The sequence below is a fragment of the Bradyrhizobium monzae genome, assembly GCF_021458635.1.
In the GTDB taxonomy this organism is placed as follows: domain Bacteria; phylum Pseudomonadota; class Alphaproteobacteria; order Rhizobiales; family Xanthobacteraceae; genus Bradyrhizobium.
This window is the reverse complement of sequence record NZ_JAIRDQ010000001.1, coordinates 280689-295409: the sequence shown is the minus strand read 5'-3', so window position 1 is coordinate 295409 and position 14721 is coordinate 280689. Positions and strand designations below refer to the sequence as shown.

At 64.6% G+C, this 14721-nt stretch carries 13 protein-coding genes; 12 read left to right on the top strand and 1 reads right to left on the bottom strand.

Going from position 1 to position 14721, the window contains the following annotated elements:
* Positions 1-160: 160 nt before the first annotated feature.
* The 10 genes from gmd (at position 161) to K3F49_RS01510 (ending at position 10512) form a co-directional block, all read left to right on the top strand.
* Positions 161-1231: a GDP-mannose 4,6-dehydratase gene (gene gmd / locus K3F49_RS01555; RefSeq protein ID WP_234679004.1), complete on the top strand. Its 1071-nt coding sequence runs from the start codon at positions 161-163 to the stop codon at positions 1229-1231.
* Complete coding sequence (gene fcl, locus K3F49_RS01550; protein WP_276575349.1) at positions 1212-2171, top strand: GDP-L-fucose synthase; 960 nt, start codon at positions 1212-1214, stop codon at positions 2169-2171. The genes gmd and fcl overlap by 20 nt, the downstream gene beginning before the upstream one ends.
* A gap of 56 nt (positions 2172-2227) precedes the next feature.
* Positions 2228-2680, top strand: coding sequence for a DUF2231 domain-containing protein (locus K3F49_RS01545; RefSeq protein WP_234679003.1), 453 nt, complete (start codon positions 2228-2230; stop codon positions 2678-2680).
* Positions 2677-4011: a PQQ-dependent sugar dehydrogenase gene (locus tag K3F49_RS01540; RefSeq protein WP_234679002.1), complete on the top strand. Its 1335-nt coding sequence runs from the start codon at positions 2677-2679 to the stop codon at positions 4009-4011. Before K3F49_RS01545 ends, K3F49_RS01540 begins: the two co-directional genes overlap by 4 nt.
* 26 nt (positions 4012-4037) lie before the next feature.
* On the top strand, positions 4038-4241 hold the full coding sequence (locus K3F49_RS01535; protein WP_234680552.1) for a hypothetical protein: 204 nt from the start codon (positions 4038-4040) through the stop codon (positions 4239-4241).
* 304 nt (positions 4242-4545) lie between these two features.
* The gene (locus tag K3F49_RS01530; RefSeq protein WP_234679001.1) at positions 4546-5934 is read left to right on the top strand and encodes an MFS transporter; all 1389 of its coding nucleotides are present in this window, start codon (positions 4546-4548) and stop codon (positions 5932-5934) included.
* Positions 5935-6055: 121 nt separating this feature from the next.
* The gene (locus tag K3F49_RS01525) at positions 6056-6883 is read left to right on the top strand and encodes a BKACE family enzyme (RefSeq protein WP_234679000.1); all 828 of its coding nucleotides are present in this window, start codon (positions 6056-6058) and stop codon (positions 6881-6883) included.
* Between the two features lie 132 nt (positions 6884-7015).
* Positions 7016-8221, top strand: a complete 1206-nt coding sequence (locus K3F49_RS01520) for an MFS transporter (protein WP_234678999.1) — start codon at positions 7016-7018, stop codon at positions 8219-8221.
* 180 nt (positions 8222-8401) lie between these two features.
* Positions 8402-9631 (top strand): CaiB/BaiF CoA transferase family protein, encoded by a 1230-nt coding sequence (locus K3F49_RS01515; RefSeq protein ID WP_234678998.1) that lies wholly within the window; start codon positions 8402-8404, stop codon positions 9629-9631.
* 2 nt (positions 9632-9633) lie between these two features.
* Positions 9634-10512, top strand: a complete 879-nt coding sequence (locus K3F49_RS01510) for a BKACE family enzyme (RefSeq protein WP_234678997.1) — start codon at positions 9634-9636, stop codon at positions 10510-10512.
* Between the two features lie 5 nt (positions 10513-10517).
* Here the strand turns inward: K3F49_RS01510 and K3F49_RS01505 are convergent, their stop codons facing one another.
* Positions 10518-11438 (bottom strand): AraC family transcriptional regulator, encoded by a 921-nt coding sequence (locus tag K3F49_RS01505; protein WP_234678996.1) that lies wholly within the window; start codon positions 11436-11438, stop codon positions 10518-10520.
* A 318-nt stretch (positions 11439-11756) separates the two neighbouring features.
* Between K3F49_RS01505 and K3F49_RS01500 the strand changes: the two genes are divergently transcribed.
* Together K3F49_RS01500 and K3F49_RS01495 are read left to right on the top strand one after the other, a co-directional pair.
* Positions 11757-14276 (top strand): autotransporter outer membrane beta-barrel domain-containing protein, encoded by a 2520-nt coding sequence (locus K3F49_RS01500; protein WP_234678995.1) that lies wholly within the window; start codon positions 11757-11759, stop codon positions 14274-14276.
* Positions 14277-14414: 138 nt separating this feature from the next.
* Positions 14415-14630 (top strand): hypothetical protein, encoded by a 216-nt coding sequence (locus tag K3F49_RS01495; RefSeq protein WP_028141051.1) that lies wholly within the window; start codon positions 14415-14417, stop codon positions 14628-14630.
* Positions 14631-14721: the final 91 nt, after the last annotated feature.

Below are 14721 nucleotides of genomic sequence, written 5' to 3'. Positions count from 1 at the left end.
TGCTGATAGCGGCCCAATTCGAGAGGAGCGTCCCGGGAAACAGGCCCGGGCGCGCCTGTGAGGTTGACCTCAGCGGCCGATATGTCAAAGAAGGAGAAGTTTTGACGGTGGGTCGGCCGAATGGTAGCGCCCACGGGCGCTATTGGGAGCAATTAAGGACATGGCTGAGCGGGTCGCTCTCATCACCGGTGTGACCGGCCAGGACGGCGCCTATCTTGCCGAACATCTGCTGTCGCTCGGCTATGTCGTGCACGGCATCAAGCGGCGCTCGTCCTCGTTCAACACCGCACGCGTCGACCATCTCTACCAGGATCCGCATGTCGGCAACGTGCCGTTCCTGATGCATTACGGCGACATGACGGATTCGACCAATTTGATCCGCCTGGTGCAGCAGATCCGGCCGACCGAGATCTATAATCTCGCCGCCCAGAGCCACGTCGCCGTCAGCTTCGAGAGCCCCGAATACACCGCCAACGCCGACGCCATCGGCGTGCTGCGCCTGCTGGAGGCGATCCGCATCCTCGGCATGGAGAAGGAGACGCGGTTCTACCAGGCCTCGACCTCCGAGCTCTACGGCCTGGTGCAGGAGATCCCGCAGAGGGAGACCACGCCGTTCTATCCGCGCTCGCCCTACGGCGTCGCAAAGCTCTATGGCTACTGGATCACGGTGAACTACCGCGAAGCCTACGGCATGTTTGCCTCCAACGGCATCCTGTTCAACCATGAGAGCCCGGTCCGCGGCGAGACCTTTGTCACACGCAAGATCACGCGCGCTGTCGCGCGCATCGAGGTCGGGCTTGAGCAGACGCTTTATCTCGGCAATCTCGAGGCCAAGCGCGACTGGGGCCATGCCAAGGATTACATCGAGGGCATGCACCTGATCCTGCAGGCCGACAAGCCCGACGATTTCGTGCTCGCCACCGGCGAGACACGCTCGGTGCGCGAACTGGTCGAGCTGTCCTTCGCGCAGGTCGGCCGTCGCCTCGAATGGCGCGGCGCGGGAATCGACGAGACCGGCGTCGATGCCAAGAGCGGCAAGACGGTGGTGAAGATCGATCCGACCTATTTCCGTCCGACCGAGGTCGATCTTCTCATCGGCGACGCCAGCAAGGCGCGCGAGGTGCTCGGCTGGAAGCCGAAGCGGACCTTTGCGCAGCTCGTCGAAGAGATGATGGCGAGCGATCTGGCCGAGGCCAAACGGGACATCGCGAATGGCAAGCGCACCGTTTGAGCTGAAAGGCAAGAGCGTCTACGTCGCCGGCCATCGCGGCATGGTCGGCGCCGCGATTACGCGCCGGCTGGCGCGGGAGGACGTGAAGCTCGTCACGGCGGAGCGGCGCGAGGTCGATCTCTGCAACCAGGCCGCGGTGTTCGACTGGTTCGCGCGCGTGCGGCCGCAGGTGGTTTTCCTCGCCGCGGCAAAAGTCGGCGGCATCGTCGCCAACAACACGCTGCGCGCCGAGTTCATCTACGACAACATCGCGATCGCGGCGAACGTGATCCAGGCCGCGCATGTGAATCGCGCCGAGAAGCTGATGTTCCTCGGCTCGTCCTGCATCTATCCGAGGCTCGCACCGCAGCCCCTGCGCGAGGACACCGTGCTGACGGGCCCGCTGGAGCCGACCAACGAGCCTTACGCCATTGCCAAGATCGCCGGCATCAAGATGGCGGAGGCCTACCGCAGCCAGTATGGTAGCGACTTCGTCAGCGTGATGCCGACCAATCTCTACGGCCCCGGCGACAATTATCACCCCGAGCTGAGCCACGTCGTTGCAGCCCTGATCCGCCGCTTCCACGAGGCGAAGCTGTCGGGCGCGAAGAGCGTCGTGGTCTGGGGCACCGGCACGCCGCGGCGCGAGTTCCTCTATGTCGACGACATGGCCGATGCCTGCGTGCACCTGATGAAGACCTATTCCGGCGCAGAGTTGATCAACATCGGCACCGGCGAAGACATCGCCATCGCCGAGTTCGCCCGCGTGGTCGCCGAGATCGTCGGCTATCGCGGCGAGATCACCTACGACACCTCGCGCCCCGACGGCACGCCGCGCAAGCTGCTCGATATCGGGCGGCTGACAAAGCTTGGCTGGCGCGCGACGACTTCGCTTCACGATGGCTTGAAGAAAGCCTATGCGGCGTATCAAGCCGGTCTGGTCGTCGCGGCACAATCGTAGGAACCATCGCTCCCAGCACGAGTTGGCCGATCGGGTGGGTAACACCGAGGTCAACCGTGCAAGAAGCTGTGCGCGTGCGCTCCACCGCGCAAATCGCAGGCCATCCCATTCATCCGATGCTGGTGCCGATCCCCATTGCATGCTTCATCGGCGCGCTGCTGACCGACATCGCCTATGTCGTCACCGCCGAGATCATGTGGGCGGATTTCTCCGCCTGGCTTCTGGTTGTCGGCGTCATCTTCGGCGTGCTGGCCGCGATCGCGGGCCTGACCGACTTTCTCGGCAACCGCCTGGTCCGCGCGCAGGCACCGGCCTGGCCGCACCTGATCGGCAATGCCGTGGCGCTGATCCTGGCCATCATCAACGCCGCCATCCACACCCGTGACGCCTGGACGTCCGTGTGGCCGTGGGGGCTCGTTCTTTCGGCGCTCACTGTCCTGATCCTGCCGGTCACAGGTTGGCTCGGCTGGGCATTGGTCTATCGCCACGGGGTAGGAATTGCACGATGACATCCCTGCTCACCCGCGCGCTGTTGTGCTCTTCGATTTTGTGTCTCGCCGGCTGCAACGACGGTAGCGGCGATCCCAAGGCACAGATCGGCGCCAATCCGAAGTTGCCCGACATCCAGCAATATTTGCTGCCGCCGATGCACATCGCCCGCATTGTCGGCTGGAAAAAGGACGAGACGCCGACGGTTGCGCCGGGCCTGCAGGCCAAGGTGTTCGCCGCCGGCTTGCAGCATCCACGCTCGCTGTATGTTCTTCCCAATGGCGACGTGCTGGTGGTGGAGTCCAAGGCGCCGAAGGCCGCCGCCATCAAGCGACCCAAGGAGATCGTGATGGGCTTCATCGAGTCCTGGGCGACCTCGGGCGGCGACACCGGCGAGAGTAACCGCATCACGCTGTTGCGCGATACCAACGGCGACGGCGTCCCCGACATGCAGGGCGTCTTTCTCGACCATCTCAATTCGCCGTTCGGCGTCGCGCTGGTCGGCAACGATCTCTACGTCGCCAACACCGACGCGATCGTGAAATATCCCTACACTGAAGGCGATACCAAGATCACCGCGCCGGGCACGGTGCTGACGCCGCTGCCGGGCGGGCCGATCGACCACCACTGGACCAAGAGCCTGGTCGCGAGTCCCGATGGTTCGAAGCTCTATGCCGGCGTCGGCTCCAACAGCAACATCACCGAGAACGGGATGGAGGCCGAGCACAATCGCGCCGACATTCTCGAGGTCGATCGCGCCAGCGGCCGCTGGCGGATCTTTGCCGGCGGCTTGCGCAATCCGAACGGCCTCAGCTTCGAGCCGCAGAGCGGTGCGCTATGGACCGTGGTGAACGAGCGCGACGAGCTCGGGCCCGACCTCGTGCCGGACTACATGACGTCGGTGAAGGACGGCGCCTTCTACGGCTGGCCCTACAGCTATTACGGCCAGCACGTCGATCCCCGCGTCAAGCCGCAGCGGCCGGATCTCGTCGCCAAGGCGATTGTTCCTGACTATGCGCTAAGCTCGCACGTCGCCCCGCTCGGACTCGCGTTCTCCGCCGGCACCAGCCTGCCGCAGGCTTATCGCGGTGGCGCGTTTGTCGGCGAGCACGGCAGCTGGAATCGGCAGGTGCTGAACGGCTACAAGGTCGTGTACGTGCCGTTCGCGGACGGCAAGCCGAGCGGCCCGGCGCAGGACGTCGTCACCGGTTTCCTCGACAACGACAACCATGCGCGCGGCCGGCCCGTCGGCGTCGCCATCGACAAGACCGGCGCGCTGCTCGTGGCCGATGACAGCGGCAACACGGTGTGGCGGGTGACAGCGGCGCATCCGCAAGTGACTCAACGATAAGGTCACGCAGCGACAGGAGAGGGATGATGGGCCTTGCCCAATACGCGATCGTACCGGTCCAGGACGAGTGGGGCGTGCTGCACGACGGCAACGTCAACGGCAAATACGCAACCAAGGAATCCGCATTTGAATCGGCGGTCGCAGCCGCCTCGCTGGCGCTTCGCCAGGGACATGAGGTGCACGTCAGCGTGCCCGGCCGCGAGGCGGGCGAGAACGTGCTCGGCAGCTAGCCGCCTCGCACGATCAACGGCCCGCGCCGCCTGGCAATTGATTCTCCGCGGCGGCATGCCGTGCCGCTCGTCCGCGCGCCGACCGCTGACCTAGAGCTCCGGCGCAGATAACATCATGTTAGGTTTATCGTATAACTGGGTAATTGTGTTAGCCCGGTGAAAGCTTATTGTTGCGCTCAATCAAATACCTATCGGCAACGACAAGCGCTTGCGGAGAGTCCGCAGAGCGCGCGGAGAGTGCTGCCCAATTTCTCCAAGAAGCCCGCCAACGGGACGCCGGCGAACCAGTGGAGGAATTTTTGAGATGACCGCGATCCAAGACATGAGTCAGTCCAGGAAGGCCGCTGCGAGCGGCTGGATCGGGTCGGCTCTCGAATATTATGACTTCTTCATCTACGCGACGGCTGCGTCGCTGGTCTTCCCGCAAATCTTCTTCCCATCGGAAAATCCCACCGTCGCCATCGTCGCATCGCTTGCGACCTACGGCGTCGGCTATGTGGCTCGTCCGATCGGCGCCTTCGTCCTTGGACATTGGGGCGACACCCATGGTCGTAAGACCGTTCTGATCGTCTGCATGTTCCTGATGGGCATCTCGACCATGGCGGTGGGTATCCTGCCGACCTATCACCAGGTCGGCATCCTGGCGCCGATCCTGCTCGTCATCCTGCGCCTCATCCAGGGATTTGCCGTGGCCGGCGAAATCTCCGGCGCGAGCTCGATGATCCTGGAGCACGCGCCGTTCGGCCGGCGCGGCTTCTATGCCAGCTTCGCTCTTCAGGGCGTGCAGGCCGGACAGATTCTCGCGGCCGCCGTCTTCCTGCCGCTGGCGGCCTACATGCCGAACGAAGCCTTCAACAGCTGGGGCTGGCGGATTCCGTTCCTGCTCAGCTTCTTCGTTATCGTAGCCGGCTACATCATCCGTCGCGAAGTCGACGAGACGCCTGCCTTTGCCCGCGAGGGCGAGCGCGGAGAAACGCCGCGGGCGCCCATCGTTCAGGCCATCAAGCTGAGCTGGCGCGACATGCTCAGGGTCATCTGCATGGCGTTGATGAACGTCATTCCGGTCGTTGCCACCATCTTCGGTGCGGCCTACGCGGTGCAGCCGGCCTACGGCATCGGCTTTGCCAAGGACGTTTATCTGTGGATCCCGGTGCTCGGAAACATGCTGGCGGTGTTCGTCATTCCCTTCGTCGGCAATCTCTCCGACAAGGTCGGCCGCAAGCCTCCGATCATCGTCGGTGCGCTGTTCTCCGGCTTGCTCGCCTTCGGCTATCTCTATGCCATCAGCATCAAGAACGTGCCGTTGGCAATCCTGCTGTCGCTCCTGATGTGGGGCGTCGTCTATCAGGGCTACAACGCGATCTTCCCGAGCTTCTACCCGGAACTGTTCCCGACGCGGACCCGTGTTTCGGCGATGGCGATCTCGCAGAACATCGGCACGACCATCACCGCGTTGCTTCCGGCCTTGTTTGCGACCGTGGCGCCTCCCGGCTCCGCCAACATTCCCTTGACGGTCGGGGCGATCGCCTTCGGCATCACGGTCATCGCGGCGCTGGCAGCCGTCACGGCCCGGGAAACCTACCGGATCAGCATCGACGATCTCGGCAATCCCAGGGCCGTTCCGATGCCGCGGGCTGACTATGAGCGGCAGCGTGCGGAAGCCGCGGGCGGTGCGGCCGCGGTGACGACCTGATAGAACCAGCGAAGGTAATGCCGTTGCAATCGATCGTGTTTGCAGCGGCAGGGCTTCACGCTTTATGTGACTAAATAATCGAACTTTGTGCGCGCGAGCGCGATCATCATGAGGTCAAGGGATGAACCCCGTCGTCGTTGCTGTCGCTATCACCGGCTCCGTTCCGCGCAAGAAAGATAACCCGGCGGTGCCCATCCTGCCGTCCGAACAGATCGAGTCGACGCACCAGGCCTTCGAAGCCGGCGCCACGCTTGCCCATATCCATGTCCGCAACGACGACGAGACGCCGTCCTCCGATCCGGAGCGCTTTGCCCTGGTGCAGCAGGGGATCAGGAAGCATTGTCCTGGCATGATCGTGCAGTTCTCGACCGGCGGGCGCGGCCGCGATCCTTCGGCGCGTGGATCATCGCTCTATCTGAAGCCGGACATGGCCTCACTCTCCACCGGGTCGGTGAACTTTCCAACGATTGTCTACGAGAACAGCGCGGCCCTGGTCGACACTCTCGCTAGCGGCATGAAGACCAATGGCATTCGGCCGGAAATCGAGATCTTCGATCTGTCGCATCTGCATGGCGCGCGCCGCCTGATCGAGGCCGGGCTGATGGATACGCGTCCGCACGTGCAATTCGTCATGGGCGTCAAGAACGCGATGCCGGCGGACGAACATGTTCTCGACATCCTGCTGGCCGAGCTCAGGCGGCTGATCCCGCAAGCGACCTGGACCGCGGCCGGGATTGGACGTCATCAGGCCGAGGTCATGGACTGGGCGCTCAAGCGTGGCGCCGACGCGGTTCGCACCGGGCTCGAAGACAATGTCAGGATCGACAAGACGCGCCTCGCCGCCAGCAACGCGGAGCTCGTGACCATCGCCGCCGAGGCTGTCATACGCCACGGCCGGCGCGTCGCGAGCGCGGCCGAGGCGCGGTCCCTGCTCGGGCTCGCGGGATAGGGCTACTGCCTTCTCCTGGCATGCTTCTGGCTGCCTTCTGCCATTCGGAACCGACATTCCCGTAAGCTGAGTCTCCCGGTAAGACAAAGCTTACAGGCGTGATCGGCGCCTGCCGGGCAGGCGACGAGTGGAATGCGGTTCTTGAAATCTGACGGCAGGCTCATCGGGGTCCTGCTGGTGCTGGCAATCACCCAACTCATCGGATGGGGGACGATCGGCCTTCCGGCCGTGGTCGGTCGCGACCTCGGGGCCGATCTCGGCCTGAGCCTGCCGGCGGTGTTTGCGGGCAGCTCGGTCCTTTATGTCACCATGGGCCTGTGCGCGCCCTGGCTCGCCAAGGCCTTTGCGCGGCACGGTGCGCGCAAGGTGATGATGGTGGGCACTGTTGTCTCCGTGCCGGGCTACGCCGTCCTGTTCTTCGCGCGCGAGCCGATGCTCTATTTCGCCGGCTGGGTCATTCTCGGCATGGGCGGCAGCGCCACGTTGTCGACCGGCGCCTATATCATGCTGAACGAGGTCGCCGGACGGGGCGCCAAGAATGCGATCGGCGGGCTGATGCTAGTGACGGGTCTCTCCAGCAGCATATTCTGGCCGACCACGTCGTTCCTCAGCGCCTGGCTCGGCTGGCGCGGGACCTGTCTGGTCTATGCAGCGATGATGCTCGCCATCAACCTTCCGCTCTATGCGTTTCTCGCGCCGCGCCGGAAAATTACGACGGACGATGGTGGCGAGGCCGTCAAGGCTGCGTCGCCGCCTGCGATTCCAAGAAGCACCTTCGGTCTCGTCGTCTGCGTGATCACGATGAATGCCTTCGTCAATTTCGGCATCGGCGCCATCCTGATCGAGCTGTTGCGGGCGGAAGGCCTTGCGCCGGCGCAAGCCCTTGCGTTCGGTTCGATGCTGGGTGTGATCCAGGTCAGCGCGCGCGGCCTCGACTTCCTCGGCGGTGGCCGATGGGACGGAATCACCACCGGGCTCGTTGCGGGCACCGCGCTGCCCGTTGCCATGGTGCTGCTGATGCTGAGCGAGGGCGCGACCTGGGCGGTCGCGACCTTCATCCTGCTCTATGGTGCCGGCAGCGGCGCCATGGCGGTGGCGCGGGCGACGATCCCGCTCGTGTTCTATGACCAGGCCGAATTCGCGAAGGCGATGTCGATGATCGCGCTGCCGCTCAATCTGGCATCCGCGATCTCGCCGCCGCTTCTGGCCGGCCTGCTCACCCAGTTCGGCAGCCGCGGCGCGCTCGGGCTCACTTTGGCCTTTTCCTGCGCGACGGTGCTGATCCTGATTCTGCTCGGACGGCGGCGCCCGCATTTGGCTGCGGCAGCCGCGACCTGAGGTCGACCGGATAATATTCGCGGAGCGGAAATTCGCTGCCGCGTGCTACCTCTGCTGCGGGACGGGGGATGGCCGTATGCCCAGCGCGCAGTGCTCGGGACCCCAAAATGGTGTATCCGCAGGGAGCGCGGTCCGCGATCTCGCCGCCGCGCCAATATCCAGTTCCCGGAGGAAATCGACATGTCGGCCTTGCCGCTCTCAGGCATCAAGATCCTTGACCTCACGCGTGTGCTCGCCGGGCCCTTGTCGGCCCAGATGCTGGGCGATCTCGGCGCTGAGGTGATCAAGATCGAGCGGCCCGGCACCGGCGACGATGCGCGCGCCTTCGGCCCGCCTTACCTGACCGATCCCGAGGGCAAGGCCAACAACAACAATTCGTTCTACCTCTGCGCCAACCGCAACAAGAAGTCGGTCACTGTCAACATCGCCAAGCCCGAGGGGCAGGCGATCATCCGCGAACTCGCCAAGGACGCCGACGTCTTCATGGAGAACTACAAGGTCGGCGACCTCAAGCGCTACGGCCTCGACTACGAGACGATCAAGGCGATCAACCCCAGGATCATCTATTGCTCGGTGACCGGTTTCGGCCAGACCGGCCCCTACGCCCCGCGCGCCGGCTATGACGCCATCCTGCAGGCGATGGGCGGCCTGATGAGCGTCACTGGTCATATCGACGGCGAGCCCGGCGAGGGGCCGATGAAGGTCGGTCCGTCGATCGTCGACTACATGACCGGCATGAACACCTCGATCGGGCTTTTGTCGGCGCTCTACCATCGCGACGCCAATGGCGGGCAGGGACAGCACATCGACGTCTGCCTGTTCGACACCGTCATCGCGTCGCTGTCGCACTGGCTGCAGATCTACCTCGTCAACGGCAAGACGCCGCCGCGCCGCGGCACCTGGGGCAATGGCGGCATGCCGGCCGGCGTGTTCCGTTGCACCGACGGCGAGCTGATGCTGGTGGTCGGCAATGACGGCCAGTTCCAGCGCACTTGCGCCGTGCTCGGCCAGCCCGAACTCGCCAACGACAAGCGCTTCATCAAGAACAACGACCGCGTCGTGCACGGCAAGGAGATCATGGCGATCTTCGCCGGCCTGTTCCTGACCAAGCCGGTGGCTTATTGGCTGGACAAGCTGGAGGAGGCCGGCGTCCCGTCGGGGCCGATCAACAATTTCGAGCAGGTGTTTTCCGATCCGCACGTGCAGTCGCGCGGCATGCGGGTGAAGGTCGACCATCCCTTCGAGCCAAATCTGTCGCTGATCCGCAACGCGCTGACCTTCTCGGAGACCCCGGTCAAGACCTACCGTGCGCCGCCGCTGCTCGGCGAGCACACAAAGGAGGTGCTCGGCGGCAAGCTCGGCTTTGACGCGGGGAAGATCGAGGAGCTGAAGAAGCAGGGGATCATCTAGCCGTGACATCAGGTAAAACCATCATCACCTGCGCGATCACGGGCAACCTGACAAAGCCCGAGCAGTCGCCATATCTGCCCATCACGCCCGAGCAGATCGCGACATCCGCGCTGGAAGCCGCCGAAGCTGGCGCCGCCATCGCCCACATCCATGTGCGCGATCCCGCCACGGGGCGGCCGTCGATGTCGATCGATCTCTACCGCGACGTCGTGGAGCGGATCCGTGCCCGCAACAAGAGCCTCGTCATCAATCTGACGACCGGCCCCGGCGGGCGTTTCGTGCCGTCGATCGAGGATCCGCGCGTCGCCGGCCCCGGCACCACGCTGCTGCATCCCGAAAAGCGCGTCGAGCATATCGAGCTGCTGAAGCCCGACATCTGCACGCTCGACCTCAACACCATGAATTCCGGCGGCGAGGTCGTGATCAACACGCCGCGCAATGTGCGCATCATGGCGGAGCGGATGAAGGCGGTCGGCGTGCTGCCGGAGATCGAGCTGTTCGATTCCGGCGACTGCCATCTTGCCCGCGACATGCTCGCGGACGGCTCGCTGAAGGGGCCCGGCCTGTTCTCGCTGGTGCTCGGCGTCAAGTATGGCTTCTCAGCGACGCCCGAGACGATGTTCTATGCCCGCAGCCTGCTGCCGCCGGGCGCGATCTGGTCCGGCTTCGGCATCGGCCGCGCCGAATTCCCGATGGTTGCGCAGGCCTGGCTGCTCGGCGGCCATGTCCGCGTCGGCATGGAGGACAATCTCTATATGTCGAAGGGCGTGCTGGCGAAGACCAATGCCGAGCTGGTCGCGCATGCCGCGGGGATTCTGAAGAGCCTCGGCGCCAGTGTTGCGACCGCTCAGGACGCGCGCGCGATGCTCGGGTTGGCGTAAGGCCGCTAGTCCCGCTGCTCGCCCCACACGCGTTTCGCAGCCTCACGAAAATCGGACGGACGGTTTCCGAATTGGCGCCGGAAGGTGCGATTGAAGTAGGACACGTCACTAAAGCCGCTCTCGTGGGCGATCTGCGCGATGTTGAGATGGCCAAAATGCGGGTCGACCAGCATGCGATGGGCCTTCGCCAGCCGCTCGGCGAGCACGAAACTCGAGAATGACGAGCCGTCCTGCTCGAACAGTTTGCGCACGTAGCGTGGCGAGATGCCGTGGCGGATGGCGATGGCCTCAGTGGACAGCCCGCTTTCGCCGAGCGCCTGGAGAATGTCCGACTTGATCGCGGTCAGGCGTGCGGCGGTGCCGCCGCGCATCCGCGCGAACTCGGCATGGTCACCATGGGCGCCCAGCGCGAGCGCGGCGAGGTCGAGCATGTGTTCGGATACGCTGCGCGCGATCGCGGGATCGGACACTGAGGTGTCGGCGACGATGTCCACATAGCGGTTCAGAAGATGCAGTGCGGCGTTGGAGCTCGGAATGGGGCGGCCGAATGCTTGCGTATAATGTGGAGCGCGGCGCGCGATCGTCGACAGTGGCAATAGCAGGGTGACGAAGCTGCCCTCCGTCAGCATGGTGCTGGTCGAAGCATCCAGCGGGGCAATGACGCTGGCGCTGCCGACGCCGGAGATCAGCTCCTTGCCAAATTGGGTCGCGCTGGCGCGGCCCGCGCGCAGCACGCTGATGACGATGAAGTCCTTGCCCCGCGCCGCAAGATCCTTGGATGCGCGGTAATGCGCCGCAGAGCGTGAGCCGGCGGCGATGCTGATGCCCGGGAGCCGGCTGAAGGTCACCTCTGCCCGGAACGGGGTATCTCCGATCGGCTCGATGTCGACGGAGGCGATGCCGCGCCCGTAGACCTCGCGCCACATCTGAAGCCGCCTGGCTTCCGGAAAAGCGTCTGTGGAGATTCGTGCGCGTTGAAGCGATCCTGTGTCCTGCATTGGCCCCCGCCAGAAAACGTCGTCTCGAACCTTTGACGCGCGATTGCGTCATCGCGTTCGAAGCCGTTCCGTCTACGACAATATTTTCCGCGCGATAGTGGCGCCGACGCAACACGGGTTCGAAGAAATTTCAGATTGGTGCCGCGCGAGCCGATGCGGTGCCGACGAGGCCAAGACAGTCAGAACCGCTCCGGGTCAAGTGCGGCAATCGGCCGCTTCGGTCGCTGCAAGACTCGGGAATGCCTCATGAAAACGACGTTCGGCCGGACGCGCCACACGCTGCTGCCACAAGCGACATTCGATGCCGGGCGGTCTCTGAAGGGGTTTTGGACAAGCCTGACGATCGCTGCGTCCCTGACGGTCGCGGCCCTCGGGAGCCTGGCACCGGCGCCGGCCCGGGCCGCCTGCGTGCAGACGGGTAACGACGTCACCTGCAGCGGGGCGACCAGCACCGGTTTCGGCACCGGCACCGAGACCAACCTGGCCGTGACCGTTCAGCCTGGCGCCTCGATCACGGTCCCCTCAGGCGTGATCGCGATCAATCTCGGCAATGGCAATACCGCGACCAATAACGGCGCGATGTCGGTCGGCGACAGCGGCGTCGGCATGACCGGGACCGACAACAATGCCTTCGCGAACAACGGGACGATCGCGATCGGCTCCAATTCGTCCGGCATGTTCATGCTCGGCAACAACAACAGCGTTTCGAACTCGGGTTCGATCAGCGGCTCGAAGGACATGAGCGTCGGTATCGATGTTCTCGGCAGTGGCAATTCCGTCGCCAATACCGGCTCCATCGTGCTGACGGGCACCGGCTCGACCGGCATCTCCACCAACGGCATCGGCAACACGATCCTGAACGCCGGTACGATCACGATCGGCAGCGCGAGCGGCACCAACGGCCAGGGCATCTTTCTGCTGACGTCGAACAACTTCACCAACAGCGGCACGATCAACGCGGCCGGTAACGACAGCATCGGCGTCAGTATCTGGGACAACGGCAATACCGTGACCAACACCGGCACGATCCTGGCGAGCGGGCCGAACAGCCTCGCGATCGGCATCGCCGGTGCCGGCAACACGCTCGTGAACAACGGAACGATCAGGGCGGGCGTCAACAACCAGCTGTTGTTCTCGTTCGGCACCACCGGCAACAGCATCACCAATAACGGCACGCTCGACGGCACCATGTTCTTCATTGGCACGGGCAACACCCTGACCAATAACGGGCTGGTCACCATCAGCACCCCCGGGACGACGATGTCGGCCGGCAACATCAGCTTCGGCGGCACCTTCATCCAGAACGGGCAGGGCGTCCTCGCGCTGCGTGTCGACGGTGCCGGCAACCGTGACGGCCTCTACGCCCAGGACGCTGCCCAGCTTGCCGGCACCTTCCGGGCCGTGGTCCAGGCCAGCCTCTATCAGACCACGACGACCTACACGAACGTGGTGCAGAGCGGAGGTGCGGTAACGGGGCAGTTCTCGAGCGTCACCTCGTCGTCCGCGTTCTTCACGGCGGCCGCGACCTACAACGCCGGTTCGGTCGACGTGACCCTGTTGCGTCAGGGATTTGGTGCCGTCACAGGGGAAACGGCCAACCAGCGCGCGGTCGGCAACGCACTCGAGGCAGGTTACTCTCCGGCGCTCACCGGCACAGCAGCAGCGTTCTATTCGCAACTGCTCGTGGCCGGCTCGTTGGGCGTACTCGACAAGCTCTCGGGTGAGGGCACCAGCGGCACCCAGAATACCGCCTTCGCCGCAGCCGGCATGTTCGGCCAGACCATGGACGGTCAGATGAACGCCTGGCGTGCAGGCGGCCGCGGTGGCGTGGCGGGATCGGGCGCGCTCGGTTACTCCGAGGCCCGGCCGGTGACCTCGGCGTTCAACGCCCTGAAGGCGCCGCTTGTGCAACCGCAGTGGCACGCCTGGGTTTCCGGCTTCGGCGCCGGGCAGTCGCTCACGGGCGATGCGGCAACCGCCAGTGCCGGTTTCAGCGACCGGATTGGAGGCGGCGCGGCCGGCGTCGATCACCTCGTCAATCCCGACCTTCTCGTCGGCATCGCTGGCGGCGGCTCGAGCGCGACGTTCAATGTCGATGATCGCGTCACCTCGGGGCGGCTCGACGGCGCCCATGTCGGTGCCTATGCGATGCAGCGTTTCGGAGCGACCTATGTCTCGGGGCAGCTCGCCTATAGCCACTTCAACAATTCGACGACGCGCACCATCACCGGCGTCGGCGCCGATGAGATCGCCCGGGGATCGTTCGGCAGCGACCAGTTCGGCGGACGGTTGGAGATCGGCCACACCTGTGATTTCGGTGCGGTCGCGGCGACGCCGTTCGCCGCGCTGCAGGCGGCGCGGCTGTGGCAGGCGGGCTATACCGAGAGCAGCGTGACCGGCGCAGGCCCCGGCGTGCTCGGCCTCAGCTATGCCGCGCGCAACGTATCGTCGCTGCCGCTGTTCCTCGGCAGCAAGTTCGACGCGCGTTACGACCTTGGAGGTGGCGTGATGTGGATGCCGTTCGCGAATTTGGCCTGGGTGCACGAGTTCTCGCCGACCCGCGGTGTCACTGCGGCGCTGGAGTCGCTGCCGGTGACCGCCTTCACCGTCGAGGGTGCACGCGCTGCGAGCGATGCAGCCCGCGTCGAGCTCGGCTCGCGCCTGGTGCTCAACAGCTGGTCGGAACTGTCGGCGCGCTTCACCGGCGAATTCTCGAACGTCGGCCAGAGCTATGCGGGCACCGGATCGCTGCGCATCAACTGGTGACGGAAGCATGACGACCTCGTGGCCTTGTGTGGGGCTTGCGCGCAATCCCCAGACAAACACGGTCCGTAGTAGATCCGGCTTCCGCTTCGCGCGCGACTCAGATTCGATCTCTCTCACTTAAGTTCGGGAGGGAAGTGCATGTCCTACACCATCGGGTTCCAAGCGAAAGACCAGAAGGCCATTCTGGCGACCGAGGCAGCGACGGCCAACCAGGCTGTCGCGATCATTGCCGCGCTGCGGCAAAGCGCCGAAGAAATCAAGTTCATCCGTTCGCCGCAGGAAGGCGAGATGGGCATCGAGATGCTGCTGCTGCTCGCCAAGGAAGAGGCTGAGGAGATGCCGCAGCGGGCCTAGCCCGCGCCGGCGATCACACTTCGATCAGAAGCGAAACATGCTCGCTGCAATTTAATGTAGTCAGGCACCAGTCTCGCTTGAACCGAAGGTG